Origin of the sequence: Sphingomonas jinjuensis, from assembly GCF_014197105.1 — a bacterium.
Taxonomy (GTDB): domain Bacteria; phylum Pseudomonadota; class Alphaproteobacteria; order Sphingomonadales; family Sphingomonadaceae; genus Sphingomonas; species Sphingomonas jinjuensis.
Map to the genome: position 1 here is coordinate 142,868 of NZ_JACIEV010000009.1, position 16,253 is coordinate 159,120.

15 protein-coding genes are annotated in these 16,253 nt (G+C 68.6%); 8 read left to right on the forward strand and 7 right to left on the reverse strand.

The window, feature by feature from the left end:
- The gene (locus tag GGQ80_RS14980; protein WP_221364427.1) at positions 1-1,074 is read left to right on the forward strand and encodes an SGNH/GDSL hydrolase family protein; all 1,074 of its coding nucleotides are present in this window, start codon (positions 1-3) and stop codon (positions 1,072-1,074) included.
- 247 nt (positions 1,075-1,321) lie between these two features.
- Here the strand turns inward: GGQ80_RS14980 and GGQ80_RS14985 are convergent, their stop codons facing one another.
- On the reverse strand, positions 1,322-2,638 hold the full coding sequence (locus GGQ80_RS14985) for an alginate export family protein (protein WP_183986275.1): 1,317 nt from the start codon (positions 2,636-2,638) through the stop codon (positions 1,322-1,324).
- Positions 2,639-2,791: 153 nt separating this feature from the next.
- Between GGQ80_RS14985 and GGQ80_RS14990 the strand changes: the two genes are divergently transcribed.
- On the forward strand, positions 2,792-3,457 hold the full coding sequence (locus tag GGQ80_RS14990) for a glutathione S-transferase family protein (RefSeq protein WP_183986278.1): 666 nt from the start codon (positions 2,792-2,794) through the stop codon (positions 3,455-3,457).
- Positions 3,421-4,566, forward strand: coding sequence for a succinyl-diaminopimelate desuccinylase (gene dapE / locus GGQ80_RS14995; protein WP_183986280.1), 1,146 nt, complete (start codon positions 3,421-3,423; stop codon positions 4,564-4,566). The genes GGQ80_RS14990 and dapE overlap by 37 nt, the downstream gene beginning before the upstream one ends.
- A gap of 102 nt (positions 4,567-4,668) precedes the next feature.
- Here dapE and GGQ80_RS15000 read toward each other — a convergent pair whose 3' ends face one another.
- Genes GGQ80_RS15000 through GGQ80_RS15010 form a run of 3 tightly spaced genes read right to left on the reverse strand, consistent with a single transcriptional unit; the run spans position 4,669 to position 7,152 of the window.
- Positions 4,669-5,163, reverse strand: a complete 495-nt coding sequence (locus GGQ80_RS15000; protein WP_183986415.1) for a Smr/MutS family protein — start codon at positions 5,161-5,163, stop codon at positions 4,669-4,671.
- 25 nt (positions 5,164-5,188) lie between these two features.
- The gene (gene mltA / locus GGQ80_RS15005) at positions 5,189-6,505 is read right to left on the reverse strand and encodes a murein transglycosylase A (RefSeq protein ID WP_183986282.1); all 1,317 of its coding nucleotides are present in this window, start codon (positions 6,503-6,505) and stop codon (positions 5,189-5,191) included.
- Positions 6,505-7,152, reverse strand: a complete 648-nt coding sequence (locus tag GGQ80_RS15010; RefSeq protein ID WP_183986417.1) for a Tim44/TimA family putative adaptor protein — start codon at positions 7,150-7,152, stop codon at positions 6,505-6,507. The genes mltA and GGQ80_RS15010 overlap by 1 nt, the downstream gene beginning before the upstream one ends.
- Positions 7,153-7,314: 162 nt before the next feature.
- On the opposite strand from GGQ80_RS15010, the gene secB reads away from it, so the two are divergent.
- The 3 genes from secB to trpS all read left to right on the forward strand — a co-directional run bounded on the left by secB (position 7,315) and on the right by trpS (position 10,477).
- Positions 7,315-7,824 carry a protein-export chaperone SecB gene (gene secB / locus GGQ80_RS15015; RefSeq protein ID WP_183986284.1) on the forward strand — a complete coding sequence of 170 codons (510 nt, stop codon included), beginning with the start codon at positions 7,315-7,317 and terminating at the stop codon, positions 7,822-7,824.
- A gap of 72 nt (positions 7,825-7,896) precedes the next feature.
- Complete coding sequence (gene murJ / locus GGQ80_RS15020; RefSeq protein ID WP_183986286.1) at positions 7,897-9,468, forward strand: murein biosynthesis integral membrane protein MurJ; 1,572 nt, start codon at positions 7,897-7,899, stop codon at positions 9,466-9,468.
- Between the two features lie 4 nt (positions 9,469-9,472).
- A complete protein-coding gene (trpS, locus tag GGQ80_RS15025; protein ID WP_183986288.1) occupies positions 9,473-10,477 on the forward strand; it encodes a tryptophan--tRNA ligase in 1,005 nt (334 codons plus the stop codon).
- A gap of 161 nt (positions 10,478-10,638) precedes the next feature.
- Here trpS and dnaA read toward each other — a convergent pair whose 3' ends face one another.
- From dnaA to mutM, 3 genes are all read right to left on the reverse strand, one after another.
- Positions 10,639-12,033: a chromosomal replication initiator protein DnaA gene (gene dnaA / locus GGQ80_RS15030; protein ID WP_343051068.1), complete on the reverse strand. Its 1,395-nt coding sequence runs from the start codon at positions 12,031-12,033 to the stop codon at positions 10,639-10,641.
- Between the two features lie 443 nt (positions 12,034-12,476).
- Positions 12,477-12,740 carry a 30S ribosomal protein S20 gene (rpsT, locus tag GGQ80_RS15035; RefSeq protein WP_183986292.1) on the reverse strand — a complete coding sequence of 88 codons (264 nt, stop codon included), beginning with the start codon at positions 12,738-12,740 and terminating at the stop codon, positions 12,477-12,479.
- Between the two features lie 111 nt (positions 12,741-12,851).
- Positions 12,852-13,667 (reverse strand): bifunctional DNA-formamidopyrimidine glycosylase/DNA-(apurinic or apyrimidinic site) lyase, encoded by an 816-nt coding sequence (gene mutM / locus GGQ80_RS15040; RefSeq protein WP_183986294.1) that lies wholly within the window; start codon positions 13,665-13,667, stop codon positions 12,852-12,854.
- 168 nt (positions 13,668-13,835) lie between these two features.
- On the opposite strand from mutM, the gene GGQ80_RS15045 reads away from it, so the two are divergent.
- Together GGQ80_RS15045 and ubiB are read left to right on the forward strand one after the other, a co-directional pair.
- Complete coding sequence (locus GGQ80_RS15045) at positions 13,836-14,567, forward strand: ubiquinone/menaquinone biosynthesis methyltransferase (protein WP_183986296.1); 732 nt, start codon at positions 13,836-13,838, stop codon at positions 14,565-14,567.
- Positions 14,568-14,610: 43 nt separating this feature from the next.
- Positions 14,611-16,158: a 2-polyprenylphenol 6-hydroxylase gene (gene ubiB / locus GGQ80_RS15050; RefSeq protein ID WP_183986298.1), complete on the forward strand. Its 1,548-nt coding sequence runs from the start codon at positions 14,611-14,613 to the stop codon at positions 16,156-16,158.
- The last annotated feature ends 95 nt before the right edge of the window (positions 16,159-16,253 follow it).

Here is a 16,253-nt window from a genome sequence, read left to right on the forward strand (position 1 = left end):
ATGAAAGCGTTCACGCGTACCCTGGCGACGGTCGCCCTCGTCACCGCGCCTGCCCTGCTGGCAGCGACCCCCGCCTCGGCGGCGAGCTATCTCAACCTGTTCGTCTTCGGCGACAGCCTGGTCGATTCAGGCAACGCCCAGGCCTTGCGCGCGGCCGGCGGCGGCGCCGACCCCGCGCCCGCCGCAGCGGGATATTACCAGGGACGCTTCTCGAACGGCTACAACTTCGCCGACTATATCGCGTTCGCGATCGACGGGCGGCCAGCGATCGCCTCTGCCTATCAGGGCACCAACTTCTCGGTCGGTGGCGCCCAGGCGCGCGAGGTCGCAGGCGATGCCAGCCCTAGCTTCGCCGACCAGCTCACGACGTTCGATCAATCAGGCAAAACGATCGACGCCAACTCGCTGGTACTCGTCACCTTCGGCGGCAACGACGTCCGGTCCGAACTCGCCAAGGTCGGCGCGAACGCCAGCTATCAGCCCGACTTTACCGCCACGCTCGACGCCTTTCGCGCCGGCCTGAACGCCCTGTACAAGGACGGCGCGCGCAACTTCGTCGTCACCGGCCTGCCCGACGTCGGTCAGATCCCGGCGGTGACCGACTTCAAATCGCCACAGCTGTCCGCCGTGGGCACGGCCCTGTCGCGCCAGCTCAACACCGGCTTCAATGCCCGCACCGGCAAGGACGACCTGATCGGCATCGACGACATCGTCGCGACGTTCACAAAGGATACCGGCGCCAACGCGACCTTCTTCGACCTGTTCGCGGCGCAGCGGCAGATCTACGCCAACCCCACCGCCTTCGGCCTGCCCGCGACGCTGGACAAGCAATCCGCCTGTATCCGCGTGCCGGGCGCCGTCCCTGCCTGCACCGGGCTGGTCTATTTCGACACCATCCATCCGACGACCCAGCTGCATAGCGCAATCGCCACCGGCATCGAGAGCCAGCTCGGCATCGCCGCCGTGCCCGAGCCCGCGACCTGGACGATGATGATCCTGGGCTTCGCCGCCATCGGCCTCATGACGCGGCGGCGCCCGGCGGTGGTCGGTATCGCATTCGCGAGGGCCGCCTGATCCCGCCCGTGCCGACGCTTCGGCGTCGGCACGTCGCCTTTCAGATCGGCGACGCGGCATAGGGCGGCCGCCCCGGCGGCAGCGAGGCGCTTACAGTGACGATAGACGGTGCCTTAGGTCAGCCCGGTCCCTACCGAGCTGCGCGCGGCCGTGGTCGAGGCGGCGGCGCTCTAGCTTCCTCGATCAAGCGCTTGCCGTTCGGCCAGCGAACTTCCTTACTGTTACTGTCCCCTGCCAGGCACTTGGATCAGAAGCTCGCCAGCGCGTTGAACGACAGATAGCGGGTCCATCGGCCGGGCGGCGCATTCGGCGCCTCGCGCAGGAACCGCCCCTTGGCGAGGAGCACGGCATCCGCCTCGAGCATCAGGCTCTTGCGCAGCTTGTAACGGATGCGCCCGTCGACCTGGTGACCGGCGAACGAACCGGAGCGGCCGGTCGCATCGCGCACGCCCGTCGCCGCGAAGGCGTCGAAGCGGGACGCCAGCCAAATCGGCTTGTAGGCGACGAACAGGTCGGTTTTCTGATCCGGGACCGCCTCGAGCCGCAGGCCAGGGCTGACGATATTCGTCCGCGCAATCGCGTTGTACAGCCCGGCGGGTGCGAGGTCCGCGCGGCGCATCCCGAACAGCGTGTCGAACCGGCCGTAGCGACCACCCGGCGCATCGCCGCTCGCATGATCGTACTCCGCCGACAGCCGCGGTTGCCAGCGGGATGCGAACGTGTAGCCCGCATCGGCGTGGAGGAACCAGGCGCGAACCGACTGGCGCGGCGCCGTGGCCGCCAGGCTGGCTGAGACCGTTCCGCGCTCGGCAATGGCCTCGATCTCGCCATCGAAGCGCGCGGGCGTAGGATCCCGGATCAGGCGGACGCTCGCCGCATCGAGCGAGCGGTCGCGCGTGGGGCGGCCCGGCCGATCGCGTTCGCCGAGGTGGAAGAACGAGCCTTCGACCGCGACGGGCCCCAGCGTCGCGGCGCGCGACGCGATCGCGCCCCACAGCACCAGGTCGAAGCCCTCGAGATCGGGCGCGACGCGCTTGGCGAGCAGCGAATCGAGATCGTCCGGGCGACGCTGTTGCGGCAGCGTGTAGATCGCCGTCGCATTCCACGGCCCGCGCTTCACATCGAGGCGCGCTCCCGTGTAACCGTTGGTGGTGTTGCGATAATCGTCGGCGGCGACGAGCCGCCGGGAACCGAGGTTGATCAGGAAGCGGCCAAGCTGAAGCGAGGCGGCGCCCTTGCTTCCCTTTGCCAGGGCCACCGTCGCATAGGCCTGGACGAGTTCGAAGGTGTTGACCTCGCCGGTGGTCAGCGGCGTTCGCCGGTTGGCGTTGTAGACCCGGCTGTCCCACAGCTCGGCCGAAAACTTGATCGGCCCCGGGTTCAGCACCGCGAGCACCGTGGTCCGCAGGTTCAGCAGCTGATCCGATCCGTTGAAGCCGGTGCGTGCCTGGCCGGCGACGGCCTCGGCGCGCACGCGTTCGGTGCCGCTCAGATTCAGCAGCTGCGCCGCCGAAGGCGTCGAAGACGCCAATAGCACCGTCGTGACGAAAAGGGTCTTCAGCATCGCGCGACCGTGCCGCGCCTGCGCTGGCGATGCCAAGACAGAAAAATTTGAGCGGGCGGCTGTGTTATTGTCGGGTGCGCCGCTCCCGCTGTCGTGCTTCTCCTCCTCTACGGCGTGGTTGCCCGGAAGATGCGGCGGCGATAGGCCACCTGCATGAAGCTCATCATCGGCAACAAGGCCTATTCCTCCTGGTCCTTACGCGGCTGGCTCGCGTGCAAGCAGTCGGGGCTGCCGTTCGAGGAAGTCGTCGTGCCGCTCTACGACGGCGACTGGGACGCGCGGCGCGAGGGCGACGAATTCGCGCCCTCGTCGGGCAAGGTGCCGATCCTGTGGGACGGCGACGACACCGTGGTGTGGGACAGCCTGGCGATCGTCGACTATCTCGCCGACAAGGTCGGCCGCGACCGCTTCTGGCCCGCCGACGACGCACCGCGGGCGATGGCGCGATCGATGGCGGCGGAGATGCACTCCAGCTTCCAGAACCTGCGCCGCGAGCATCCGATGAACATCCGTCAGGTATTCGCGGCAAAGCGGCCCAGCGATCCCGTCGTCGCCGAGCTGACCCGGATCATGGAGCTGTGGGCGCAGGCGCGTGCGCGCTTCGGCGGCGACGGCGACTTCCTGTTCGGCGCGTTCGGCGCGGCCGACATCATGTATGCGCCGGTCATCACCCGCATGGTGACGTACCAGCTGCCCGTCGCGCGGTTCGCGGTCGGCTATATGGACGCCGTCCTCCACCACCCGTTCATGCAGGACTGGATCGCCGCCGCGCAGGAAGAGGAATGGGTGCTCGAGCAGTTCGAGCAGCCCGCGCGGTGACCGACCCGCTCGCGCTCGCCCAAGCGCTGATCGCGGCGGAAAGCGTCACCCCGGCGCGCGGGGCCGTGTTCGACGTGCTCGAGGCGGCGCTGGTCCCCCTCGGCTTCGCGGTCGATCGCTTCGTCGTCGGCGAGGCGCCCGACGGCCCGGTCGAGAACCTGCTGGCGACGCGCCCCGGCAGCGGCCGCCACCTCGCCTTCGCCGGCCATGTCGACGTCGTGCCACCCGGCGACGGCTGGCAGGGATCGCCGTGGGGCGCCGAGGTGCGCGACGGCCTGCTCTATGGGCGCGGCGCGGTCGACATGAAGGGCGCCATCGCCGCCTTCGTCGCCGCCACGGCGCGGGGGACGAGCGGGCCCCTCACCCTCATCATCACCGGCGACGAGGAAGGGCCGGCAACCTATGGCACGCTCGCGCTGATCGAGCGGATGGCGGCGCGCGGGATCGTGCCCGACTGGTGCCTGGTCGGCGAGCCGACATCGGCCCGGACGCTGGGCGACACGATCAAGATCGGGCGTCGCGGCTCGGTCAACATCTGGATCGAGGTGCCGGGCCGGCAGGGCCATGTCGCCTACCCCCACCTCGCCGATAATCCGATCCCAAAGCTGATTGCCGCACTCGGCGCGATCGATGCGGTGGTGCTCGACAGGGGCAACGACTGGTTCCAGCCGTCGAACATCGAGATCACCGACCTCGACGTCGGCAATCCCGCCACCAACGTCATCCCGGCCCGCGCCGCCGCTCGCCTCAGCATCCGCTTCAACGACGAGCAACGCGGCCAGGCATTGATCGAACGCATCACGGCGCTGGTCCATCAGCATGCGCCCGACGCGAGGGTGACGGGACGCATCTCGGGCGAGGCGTTCCTCACCGAACCGTGCGAGCTGTCGTCGCTGCTATCCGCCGCGATCCTTGCGCGCACCGGCATCGCACCCGAACTGTCGACCACCGGCGGCACCAGCGACGCGCGCTTCCTATCGCGGCTGTGCCCGACGATCGAGTTCGGGCTGATCAACGCGACGATGCACAAGGTCGACGAGGCGGTGGCGGTGGCGGACCTACAGGCGCTGACCGATATCTACGCGGACGTGATCGCGCGGAGCGCCTGACCTCTACCCAGCGTCATCCTGAACTCGTTTCAGGATCTCGGGCCACAGGCGCTGACGGCGAGAGATGCTGAACCAAGTTCAGCATGACGGCTTGAGGTAACGCTACCGCCCCCGCCGAAGCACGATATACAGCGCCCCTGCCCCGCCATGCCGCGGATGCGCGCCCCTCACCGCCGCGATCGCATCGGCGTGGCGCGACGACCCCAGCCAGTCCGCAATCGCCGCCCGGATCGCCCCGCGCGCATGCGGTCGCTCGCTTTCGGGACGTGGCGGCTTGCCCGTCACCAGCAGCACGACCCGGTCGCCGCGTGCGATCGCCTGGGCCAAGCCGTGGTCAAGCAGCGCATGCGCCGATGCCAGGGTGTGGCCATGAAGGTCGATCGACCAGTCGGGGATCACCATGCCCCGCGACAGCCGTTTGTCCCATCCGCCGTCGAGCGTCGTCCCCGGCCCGTGCCGCACCGGCGCCTTGGCCGGCGCAGCGGCGGGCGTGGCGGGCGGGGTCGGCACCTTGCGCTGGAACCGCGGCGGCTGGCCGGCGACGGGTTTGGCGGGGGTGGCGTGCGGCGCCGCGCGGAGCGGCTTCACCGTGGCCATCACCCGCGCCCACAGGCTCGCCTCGTCAGGGCTGAGTTGCCGCACGCGCCTGAAGCTTCGCCAGCGTTCCCGTAGGCAGCAGCAGCCACGCCGTGCCGCGCGCCGCCATGCCGCCCGCCGTCGTCTCAGCGACGCGACCCGCACCCCAGAAGGTGTCGACGCGGTTGGCGCCGCGGATCGCGCCGCCGGTATCCTGCGCCACCCACAGCCCACTCGCATCCTGGCGGTCCATCGACAGGAAGATGGGGGCGCCCAGCGGCACGAACTTCGGATCGGCGGCGACGCTGACGCCGCCCGACACGACATAGCCCATCGCGCCCACGGGCGGCGTATTAAGCTCGCGGAAGAACACGAAGCTCTTGTTCTCGTTCATGATCGCGCGCCCCGCCTCGGGGTTCGCATGCAGCCAGGCGACGATGCCCTGCATCGACGTCTGCCCGGGCTGAAGCAGCCCGCGATCCTTCATCAGCTTGCCGATACCGGTATAGTCGCGCCCGTTCTGCGTGTCATAGCCGACGCGCATGATCGACCCGTCGGGCAGCCGCAGTCGCCCCGACCCCTGAATCTGCAGGAAGAACACCGCCGCCTCGTCGGCGCCCCAGGCGAGCACCGGGGTTCGATCGGCGATCGTGCCGGCGACGATCTGCGCGCGGTCGTAATAGGGGATCAGGTTGCTGCCATCGACGCGGCCGCGGATCTTCTTGCCCCTCAGATCGGCGGTGAATTGGCCCAGATCGACGTCGATCAGGTCGTTCGGCCGCGCGTAGATCGGCACTTCGTACCCGGAGCGCCGCTCGCGCGAGGCGAGGATCTCGGGCTCGTAATAACCGGTCGCGAACGCCTTGCCGTCGCCGACCTGGACCGCCTCGAAATAGCTGGCGAGGAACGCCCGCGCCCCGCCGCGCGGCACGCTGGCCGCCGCGACACAGGCCGGCTGCCAGTCGGCACCGGTCGTCAGCCCGGTCGCATCGACGCGGCGCTGCAACCCGGGGCAGCTCTTCAGGAAGGCGGCGCGCGCCGCTTCGGCCTCCGCCTCGCTGATCGGCAGCGTGTCCAGGCCCGGTCCGGGCAGCAGCCCGGCCTGCGCAGCATTGGTCGGGGTGATCGGCGCGGCGAAGACGGGCGCTGCCGCCAGCGGAGTTGCACCGACGATTCGACCGTCGAATGCCCGTCCGCTCGGTACGACCTGCTGCGCCGCGGTCGGCGGCGGCAGCGGCGTCGTCGAACGCGTCGGTCGATAGCTGGTGGCCGGCTGACCGGGCCGCGCCGGCGGCTCGACCGATCCGACGCACGCCGACAGCGCGACCGACGCCGCGAGCGCCATCCCCCCCCTGAAACGCATCACGCCTCGTCGGTGTCGGCGAGCTTCCAGTTCGGATCGCCCGACTTGAGCGTCCGCGCGAAGGTCCAGACGTCGTGGGTCTCGACCGCGTCGGTCAGCGAACCGGCGATGACGTTGCCCTCGGCATCGCGGGTCACCGCCGCGATATCGGCATCGAAGCGCACCGTGATCCGCGCCTCGCGGCCGTCGAGCCGGGCGTCGGAAATCACCGCACGCTCGATCGACACCAGTCGGTTGTCGAGCGTTTCTCCGGCCTCGCGCCGCGCCGCGATCGCCTCGGCGAAGGCGGCATGGACGTCGGGCAGCGCAAGCGTCTTCAGCATCTCGTCGTCGCCGCGCCAGAAGGCCTCGAGCGTCATCCGATAGGCCGCCTTCGCGCCTTCCAGAAAGCGCGGCACGTCGAAGCCCGGCTCACCCGCCACGATCTGGCGAAGGCCGGCCTCGGCGCCGCTCTCGATATTGCGGCTCTCCGGCACGCGGATGTCAGAAACGACATCGACCGTGCGCGGCGACGGAATCGACGCGGGCAACTCGTCGGCGCGGCGCGGCAACGGCTGCTGTTCCTGCCCGGTCCGCTTGCCCAGCACGCTATAGAGCCTGAGCGCCAGGAAGGCCGCCACCATCGCGAGAAGTACTACTACGAACACGTCGCCTCCGATCTTCACCCCGATATAGGCGAACTGCCCCACGATTGAAACCGCACGGCCGTTGAATAGCGGTCGTGCCGCTGCTAGGCGCGACGCCATCATCGACCGAACGCGCCATGTGCCGCTTTCGGTCCCTCCCGCAAGCGTAAGGACATCTCTTCCATGGCCGACCAGGACAATGGCATGCCGATCGACAATCAGCCGCTCGCGAACGGTGCCGACACCGGTCCGTCGGTCGGCCTGATCTCGCAGTACGTCAAGGATCTCTCGTTCGAGAATCCCAACGCGCCGGCAATCTATCAGAACCCGAATGCGCCGCAGATCGACGTCCAGTTCAACATCGGCGTCCAGCAGGTCGCCGACGAGGTTCATGAGGTCACGCTGAAGATCGACGTCAAGGCCGACAGCGCGGGTACCACCGCCTTCATCGTCGACCTGACCTATGCCGGCCTGTTCGGCCTGCGCAACGTGCCGGCCGAGCATCTGCAGCCGTTCCTGCTGGGCGAGGCGCCGCGCCTGCTCTTCCCGTTCGCGCGCCGCGTGCTCGCCGACTGCGTCCGCGACGGCGGCTTCCCGCCGCTGCTGCTCGAGCCGATCGACTTCGGCCAGCTCTACCTGCAGCAGGCCGGCGCTCAGGGCGAGCAGGGCTTCGGCGACGTCGGCCAGGCCTGATCGCCACGCTGCCACGTCCGCCCCGCCGATGCTGAGCAGCTGGCGGAGCGGACGCGGTAGGCGACCCGCGCCATGCAGCTAGGCCGTGCTCTCGGCTCGATCGGCGGACTCACCCTCGCCAGCCGTGTTCTCGGCCTGGTCCGCGACGCGCTGTTCGCGCGGTTCGTCGGGGCGGGTTTCGCCTCGGACGCGTTCCTGATCGCGTTCCGGCTGCCCAACATGTTCCGCGCGCTGTTCGCGGAAGGCGCCTTCTCCGCCGCGTTCATCCCGATGTTCAACCGCAAGGTCGCGGCGAAGGACGGCGGCGGCCTGCCCGACGGCATCGCCTTTGCCGAGGACTCGCTGTCGGTCCTCCTCCCCATCCTGATCGCGATGATCGCGGTGGTCGAGGTCGCGGCCTGGCCGGTGACCTGGCTGCTGACGCTCGGCTACAAGGGCGCGTCCGCCAGCGAGTTCGCCTTCATGGTCGAGCTGTGCCGGCTGACCTTCCCCTATCTGCTGTTCATCAGCCTCGTCTCGCTGCTCGGCGGCATCCTCAATTCGCTGCACCGCTTCTGGGTCGCGGCGGCGGCGCCGATCCTCCTCAACCTGACGCTGATCGTCGCGCTGGTCGTCTTCCACGATCACCAGCCGCTGTTCACCGCGCGCAACCAGGCGATCGCGGTCACCGTGTCGGGCGCGCTTCAACTGCTGTGGCTGTGGTATGCCTGCCGTAAAGCCGGCGTGACGCTGCGGCTGAAGCGGCCACGGCTGACCCCCGACGTGAAGAAGCTGCTGGCGCTGATCTGGCCCGCCGCCGCAGGCGCCGGCGCGGTGCAGATCAACCTCGTCGTCTCTACCGCGCTCGCTGCGACGCTGCTGCCGAACGGGTCGGTCAGCTACATCTATTTCGCCGACCGGCTGAACCAGCTGCCGCTCGGCCTGATCGGCATCGGGCTTGGCACCGTCCTCCTCCCCACCATCTCGCGCCAGCTCGGCCGCGGCGAGGAGAAGGAGGCGATGGAGACGCAGAACCGCGGCATGGAGCTGGCGCTCGCGCTCACGCTGCCTGCGACGGTCGCGCTGATCGTCTGCGGCGTGCCGATCATCGCCGCGCTGTTCCAGCACGGCCGCTTCGACGCGACCGACAGCGCCTTCACCGCGCAGGCGCTCGCCGCCTTCTCGCTCGGCCTGCCGAGCTACGTGCTCGTGAAGGTGCTGACGCCCGGCTATTACGCCCGCTCCGACACGAAGACACCGGTCCGCTACGCCACCATCTCGATGGCGGTGAACCTGGGCCTGAACCTCGCGCTGATCGTGCCCCTCGGCCATATGGGGCCGCCACTCGCCACCGCGCTCGCCTCGACCGTCAACGTCGCGCTGCTGTACCGTACGCTCAGGAAGCGCGATCAGTTCGTCCCCGATCGCCAGCTCGCTCGCCGCGCGCCGCGGATGCTCGTCGCCGCACTGGCGATGGGCGGGGTCATGTGGCTGCTGCTCGACCTCTTCGCGCCCTACACCACCGGCTCCAGCCTCGAACGCTGGGGCGCGATGTTCGTGCTGGTCGCCACCGGCGGCCTCGTCTACGCCGCCGCGGTGTTCGCGACCGGGGCGCTGACCCCCGCCGACATCCGCCGCCTCGTCCGTCGTCCCTCGAAAGCCTGATCCCATGCGCATCGTCTCCGGCATCCAGACCACCGGCAATCTTCACCTCGGCAACTATCTGGGTGCGATCAAGAACTGGGTGGCGATGCAGGACGGCCTGGCCGACGGCGACGAGGCGCTGTTCTTCCTCGCCGACCTCCACTCGCTGACGGTGGCGATCCCTGCGGCCGAGCGCGCCGCGACGACGATCGAGATGGCCGCCGTCCTGATCGCCTCCGGCATCGATCCCGATCGCTCGATCCTGTTCAACCAGGCGCGCGTGCCCGCGCATGCCGAACTGAGCTGGATCCTCCAGGGCACCGCCCGAATGGGCTGGCTCAATCGCATGACCCAGTGGAAGGACAAGGCGGGCAAGAACCGCGAGGGCGCGAGCGTCGGGCTGTTCACCTATCCCGTGCTCCAGGCCGCCGACATCCTTGCCTATCAGGGCACGCACGTCCCCGTCGGCGACGACCAGAAGCAGCATCTGGAATTGGCGCGCGACATCGCGACCAAGTTCAACCTCGACTTCGACGTCGACCTGTTCACCCTGCCCGAGCCTTACATCTCGCCCGCTGCGCCGCGGATCATGTCCTTGCGCGACGGCACCGCGAAGATGTCGAAGTCCGATCCGTCCGAGATGAGCCGCATCAATCTTGCCGACTCGGACGAGACGATCGCGCAGAAATTCCGCAAGGCGAAGACCGATCCCGAGCCGCTGCCCGACGACCCCGCGCTGCTCGACGCGCGGCCCGAAGCGAAGAACCTCGTCACCATCTTCGCCGCGCTCGACGACACCAGCGTGCCGCAGGTGCTGGCCCAGTTCGCCGGCCAGGGCTTCGGCGCGTTCAAGCCGGCGCTCGCCGACCTCGCCATCGCCAAGCTGTCGCCGATCCGCGAGCGGCTGACCGTGCTGATGGAGGATCGCGACGCCGTGTCGGGCGCGCTCGAAAAGGGCGCGGACAAGGCCCGGGCGCTGGCGGCGCCGACACTGTTGGCCGCCCAGCGCGCGACGGGGTTGCAGGTCTAACGCGGCTCCACACCCCTCCCTTCAAGCGAGGGATTGGGGGTGGGTGGCGTCGAGACGGTACGGCGGCCCCAATCGGCGCAGGCAACGTAACGCCCGGACCAACCCACCCCCGCCCCCTCCCTTGCAGGGAGGGGAGAAGGATCGGCTCGGGTCGAAAGCCCCTAGGCCTCCAGCTCCCGCATCAACGTCCGCACCGCGGTGTCGATGTCGCGATCCTGGTCGCGCAGCTCCTCGATCTTGCGCACCGCATGGATCACCGTCGAATGATCGCGCCCGCCGAACTTGCGGCCGATCTCGGGCAGCGAGCGGGTCGTCAGCCGCTTGGCGAGATACATCGCGATCTGCCGCGGCCGCGCCACCGCGCGCGCACGGCGCGCCGAGATCAGGTCGAGCGGCTTCAGGTCAAAGTGATTGCTCACCAGCTTCTGGATTTCGTCGATCGTCACCCGGCGCTGGCCGCCGCGCAGCACGTCACCGAGCGTTGCGGTCGCGAAATCGAGATCGATCGCGTCGCCGGTCAGCTGCGCATAGGCGACCACGCGGTTCAGCGCGCCCTCCAGCTCGCGGATGTTGGTGTGGATCCGCGCCGCCAGCAGGTCGAGCACCTCGCCCGGCACCGACACGCCGTCCATCTCGGCCAGCTTCTTCTCCAGGATCGCGCGGCGCAGCGTCAGGTCGGGCGCCTTGATGTCGGCGACGAGGCCGATCGCCATCCGCCCGACGATCCGCGCCTCGACCCCGTCGAGCGCCTGCGGGCATCGATCGGCGGAGATCACCAGCCGCTTACCCGCGCTCATGATCTCGTTGACGGTGTGGAAGAATTCTTCCTGCGTCGCGTCCTTGCCGGCGATGAACTGAAGGTCGTCAATCAGCAGCAGGTCGGCGCCGCGCAACCGCTGCTTGAATGCGAAGGTGTCGCGGGCGCGCATCGCCGCGACGAATTCGAACATGAAGCGCTCGGCCGACATGCACAGCACGCGCGACTCGGGAAACTGCGCCAGCCACGCATGGCCGATCGCGTGCATCAGATGGGTCTTGCCCTGGCCTGTGCCCGAATGGAGGAATAGCGGCGAGAAGCGCGGGCTTCCCGGCTCGGCGAGCGCCTTGGCGGCGTTGAACGCGACCCGGTTCGACGCGTCGACGACGAATCGCTCGAAGGTGAAGCGCGGGTCGAGCGCGGGCCGCTCGGCGGCCGCCGCCACAGGAGCCGTCGCCACCGGCACCGCCACGGCGGCTACCGGCGCCTCGGCCGCCAGGACGGTCGGCTGCGGGCCGGGCGCACGCGTCTCGATCGTGACGCTGCGCACCTGCGGCAGGATCGCCCGGAATTCGAGCACCAGCCGGTCGGCATAATGGTTGCGGACCCAGTTGGTCATGAAGGCCGACGGCAGCGCCAGGCGCACCGTATCGGCCTCGTCACCCGCCACCAGCTCCATCGGCTTCAGCCATTGGTCGAACAAGCGGGTGCCGGCCGATTCGCGCAGATTGGCGCGCACCCGGGCCCACGCCCGTTCCTGCTCGCTGCCACCTGCCGTCACTGCCTGCCATCCCGCCACGCAAATCTCTCCCGTTCCCGGAAGCGACATGGCGTCGCTGCCGGGTGCCCATTGCCAGACAGAATAGTCCCCCCATCCGGCGATCGCCGGTCGGTACATCCGCCCCGATGTCAGTGACCGGACGGATGAACACCGCCGCGGTAGAAGGGGATTATGAACCCTGACCCGAGTCGATCAAGTCCGCCTCCGGTCACATCCCTGAAATAAACGGGATTGACTCGGTTCTAGCCGCGGAAACGCGTCGGAAAAAATGATAAGCCATTGATATTACATCATTTTTCCAAGCTGGTTCGACCCGTTCCGGTGGATCGGCAACGGCGAATCGCGACGAATCCTAGGCTTCACTTTTCGTTCCACCCGCCCTGCATGCAGACGTGAAAAAGCCCGCCGAACCAATGGTCCGGCGGGCTATCGATCAGCCGCCCGTCAGGAGCGACGAAGCGTCAGGCCAGCGACGACACGCGCTTGGTGAGACGCGAGAACTTCCGGCTGGCGGTGTTCTTATGCATCACGCCTTTGGCAACGCCACGATCCAGCTCCGGCTGCGCCTGGAGCAGAGCCGCACTCGCCGCTTCCTTGTCGCCCGCCGCCAGTGCCGCCTCGACCTTCTTCACGAAAGTACGGATACGGCCGACGCGCGCACCGTTGATTTCGGCGCGACGCAGATTGCGACGGATACGCTTCTTGGCTTGCGGCGTGTTCGCCATTGCTGGTCCTCAAATCCGATGAATAATGAAAAAGAGGCGCCGGGAAGCCCCGACGCTCTCTCGAAGGGGCGCGCTTAGCGACCTCCCGCCCTTTGGTCAACCGAAATGGCGTCAACCGCGCTGGCAACGCGGGCACCAGAAGGTGGAGCGGCCATTCTCCACCCGCCGCTTCACGACGCCCCCGCAATGGCAGGGCTCACCCTCGCGGCCATAGACCAGGAACTGCTTTGAGAAGTAGCCGAGCTCGCCGTCGGGTCGCGCATAGTCGCGCAAGCTCGATCCCCCCGCCTCGATCGCCGCCAGCAGCACCTCGCGCACCGCATCGGCCAGCCGGTCGAGCCGCGCCCTCGCGATCTGCCCGGCGGCACGCGACGGCGCGATCCGCGCCAGGTGAAGCGCCTCGCACACATAGATGTTGCCGAGACCCGCGACGATTCGCTGGTCGAGCAGCATCGCCTTGATGGGCGCTGACCGCCCCTCCAGCGCGCCCGCCAGATAGGCGCCGGTAAAATTCGGTCCCAGCGGCTCGGGCCCCATCGCCGCGAACGGGGGATAGGCGTCGAGGTCGGCGGTCGGTACCAGATCGAGAAAGCCGAACCGCCGAGGGTCGTTAAGCACGACGCTGCGCCCGCCCGCCGTCTCGATCAGCAGATGATCGTGCGCCAGCGGCTCGCTGGGATCGACCCGCCACCGGCCCGACATGCCGAGGTGAAAGATCATCGTGTCGCCGCGATCGGTGTCGACCAGCCCGTATTTGGCCCGCCGCCCCAGCCCCGACACGCGCGCGCCCGTCATCCGCTGGCGCAGGTCGATCGGGATCGCCTTGCGCAGATCGGCGCGGCGCGGCTCGACCGTCACCAGCCGCTCGCCGTCAAGCACCGGCGCCAGGCCGCGGACGGTGGTTTCCACCTCGGGTAATTCAGGCATGATTTGCAGCTAGGTTGCGTTTGCCCCTGCCACAAGGCGCGGCTAGAGGATCGGCAACCAACCCCCGTTCGTGTCGAGCGAAGTCGAGACACACTGGCCGGTACCGCCGGACGGTAACGGGGTGCTCGAACAGGTCCCTCGACTTCGCTCGGGACGAACGGATGTGATGTGACCGATACCGTCTCCTTCGGCTACGAAGACGTCGCCCCCGCGGAAAAGACCGAGCGCGTCGGCGGCGTGTTCACCAGCGTCGCGCGCTCCTACGATCTCATGAACGATGCGATGTCGGGCGGCATGCACCGGCTGTGGAAGGATCGCTTCGTGCGCCGGGTGAAGCCGCGCGAGGGCGAACAGATCCTCGACATGGCGGGCGGCACCGGCGACATCGCCTTTCGTCTTGCCGCGCATGGCGCCGCGGTGACGGTTGCCGACATCAATCCGGCGATGCTCGAGGTCGGGCTGGAACGCGCGGCCAAGCGCGGCATCGACGGGCTCGTCTGGACCGAGGCGAATGCGGAGGTGCTTACCTTCCCCGATCGCTATTTCGATGCCTACACGATCGCCTTCGGCATTCGGAACGTTACCGACATCCCCCAGGCGTTGCGCGAGGCGCATCGCGTCCTGCGCCGCGGCGGGCGGTTCTTCTGCCTCGAATTCTCGACGACGCTATGGCCGGGGTTCAAGGAAGTCTACGACGCCTATTCGCACCGGCTGGTGCCCAAGCTGGGGCAACTGCTCGCGCAGGACGCCGACAGCTATCGCTACCTGATCGAATCGATCCGCCGCTTTCCCGACATGCCGACCTTCGAAGCCATGATCCGCGACGCCGGCTTCGTGCAGACCCGCGTCGAACCGATGCTCGGCGGCCTGGTGGCGATCCATTCGGGGTGGAAGATTTGAGCGAAGCGCAACCGCTCCCCTCCCGCTTCCGGAAGCGGAGCCATTGACCTCACCCCTCGTCCATAGCTGGCGCCTGTTCAAATGGGGTCGCACGCTCGCCCGGCATGGGGCGCTGCGGCCGATCGAGAACGACCCCAATGCGCCCAAGCGCATCCGTCGCTTTGCCCGGCTGCTGCGGATCGGCACCGGCGCGCCGACGACGCCGCGCTTCGCCGATGCGTTCCAGGCGATCGGGCCCGCCGCGATCAAGCTCGGCCAGACGTTGGCGACCCGTCCCGACCTGGTCGGCGACGCTGCCGCGCACGACCTGCTGCGGCTGCAGGATCGCCTGCCCGCCGTGCCGTTCGCGACGATCTGCGCCGCGATCGAGGCGAGCTATGGCCGGCCCGTCACTCAGTTCTTTGCCAGCATCGAGGAAGATCCGGTCGGCGCCGCCTCGATCGCGCAGGTCCATCGCGCCGTGACGACCGATGGCCGCCAGGTCGCGATCAAGGTCCTGCGCCCCGGCGTCGAGGAGGACTTCACCCGCGCGATCGACACCTATCAATGGGCCGCCGCACAACTCGAGGCGATGAGCGTCGAGGCGCGCCGCCTGCGCCCGCGCCTCACGATCGAGACCTTCAAGCGCTGGACCCAGCGCGAGCTGAACTTCCAGCGCGAGGCCGCCTCCGCGTCCGAACTGGCCGAGGCGATGACCGCCGAGCCCGACTTCGCCGTCCCCGCGATCGATTGGCAGCGGTCGACGTCGAAGGTGCTGACGATCGAGTGGATCGACGGGATCAAGCTGTCGAACCGCCAGGCGCTGGTCACCGCAGGATACGACCTTCCCCACCTCGCGCGCACGCTCGTCCACGCTTTCCTGCGCCAGGCGATCGCCGACGGCTTCTTCCATGCCGACATGCACCAGGGCAATCTGTTCGCCCTGCCCGGCGCCAACGGCCGGGGGCGGATCGCCGCGATCGACTTCGGCATCATGGGTCGGATCGACCGGCGCGCGCGCGTGTGGCTGGCGGAAATCCTCTATGGCCTCATCACCGGCAATTATCGCCGCGTCGCCGAGATCCATTTCGAGGCGGGCTATGTCCCCGCCCACCATAACGTCGCCGAATTCGCGACTGCGCTGCGGGCGGTGGGCGAGCCGATGCGCGGGTTGCCGGTAAAGGACATGTCGATCGGCATGATGCTCGACGGGCTGTTCTCGATCACCCGTGATTTCGACATGGTCACCCAGCCGCACCTGCTGCTGCTGCAAAAGACGATGGTGATGGTCGAGGGCGTCGCGACCAGCCTCGATCCCGAAATCAATCTGTGGGACACCGCCGCCCCCTTCGTGCGCGAGTGGATCCGCACCGAGCTGGGGCCGGAGGCCTATGTCGCCGATCGCCTGATCACCGACCTGCGCACCTTCGCCAACCTGCCCGACCTGATCCGCCGGATCGAGGCGCGCTACCCGGCCCCCGGCGGCGAGCCCCCCGCCCCGCCGCTTCGCGAGATCGAGGTGGTGCAATTGGGCGGCGGCTGGCGCTACGCCGCGACCGCGCTGACGGCGGCGGTGGTGGGTAGCGGGGCGATGTGGTTCATTCTGCGGTGAACTTGCCGATCACCCTCACCCTTCCGGCGCTTCGCGCCTCCTTCCCTCTCCCGCTGGGAGAGGGAAGGGGCCCGCTGCCGCAGGCAGTGGGAAGG

Coding starts and splice junctions, on each gene's coding strand:
- murJ (WP_183986286.1), top strand. CDS start 7,897: ATGCAGCTAGGCCGTGCTCTCGGCTCGATCGGCGGACTCACCCTCGCC.
- dapE (WP_183986280.1), top strand. CDS start 3,421: ATGGGTGCTCGAGCAGTTCGAGCAGCCCGCGCGGTGACCGACCCGCTC.
- secB (WP_183986284.1), top strand. CDS start 7,315: ATGGCCGACCAGGACAATGGCATGCCGATCGACAATCAGCCGCTCGCG.
- GGQ80_RS14985 (WP_183986275.1), bottom strand. CDS start 2,638: ATGCTGAAGACCCTTTTCGTCACGACGGTGCTATTGGCGTCTTCGACG.
- GGQ80_RS14980 (WP_221364427.1), top strand. CDS start 1: ATGAAAGCGTTCACGCGTACCCTGGCGACGGTCGCCCTCGTCACCGCG.
- mltA (WP_183986282.1), bottom strand. CDS start 6,505: ATGCGTTTCAGGGGGGGGATGGCGCTCGCGGCGTCGGTCGCGCTGTCG.
- GGQ80_RS14990 (WP_183986278.1), top strand. CDS start 2,792: ATGAAGCTCATCATCGGCAACAAGGCCTATTCCTCCTGGTCCTTACGC.
- GGQ80_RS15000 (WP_183986415.1), bottom strand. CDS start 5,163: ATGGCCACGGTGAAGCCGCTCCGCGCGGCGCCGCACGCCACCCCCGCC.
- trpS (WP_183986288.1), top strand. CDS start 9,473: ATGCGCATCGTCTCCGGCATCCAGACCACCGGCAATCTTCACCTCGGC.
- rpsT (WP_183986292.1), bottom strand. CDS start 12,740: ATGGCGAACACGCCGCAAGCCAAGAAGCGTATCCGTCGCAATCTGCGT.
- mutM (WP_183986294.1), bottom strand. CDS start 13,667: ATGCCTGAATTACCCGAGGTGGAAACCACCGTCCGCGGCCTGGCGCCG.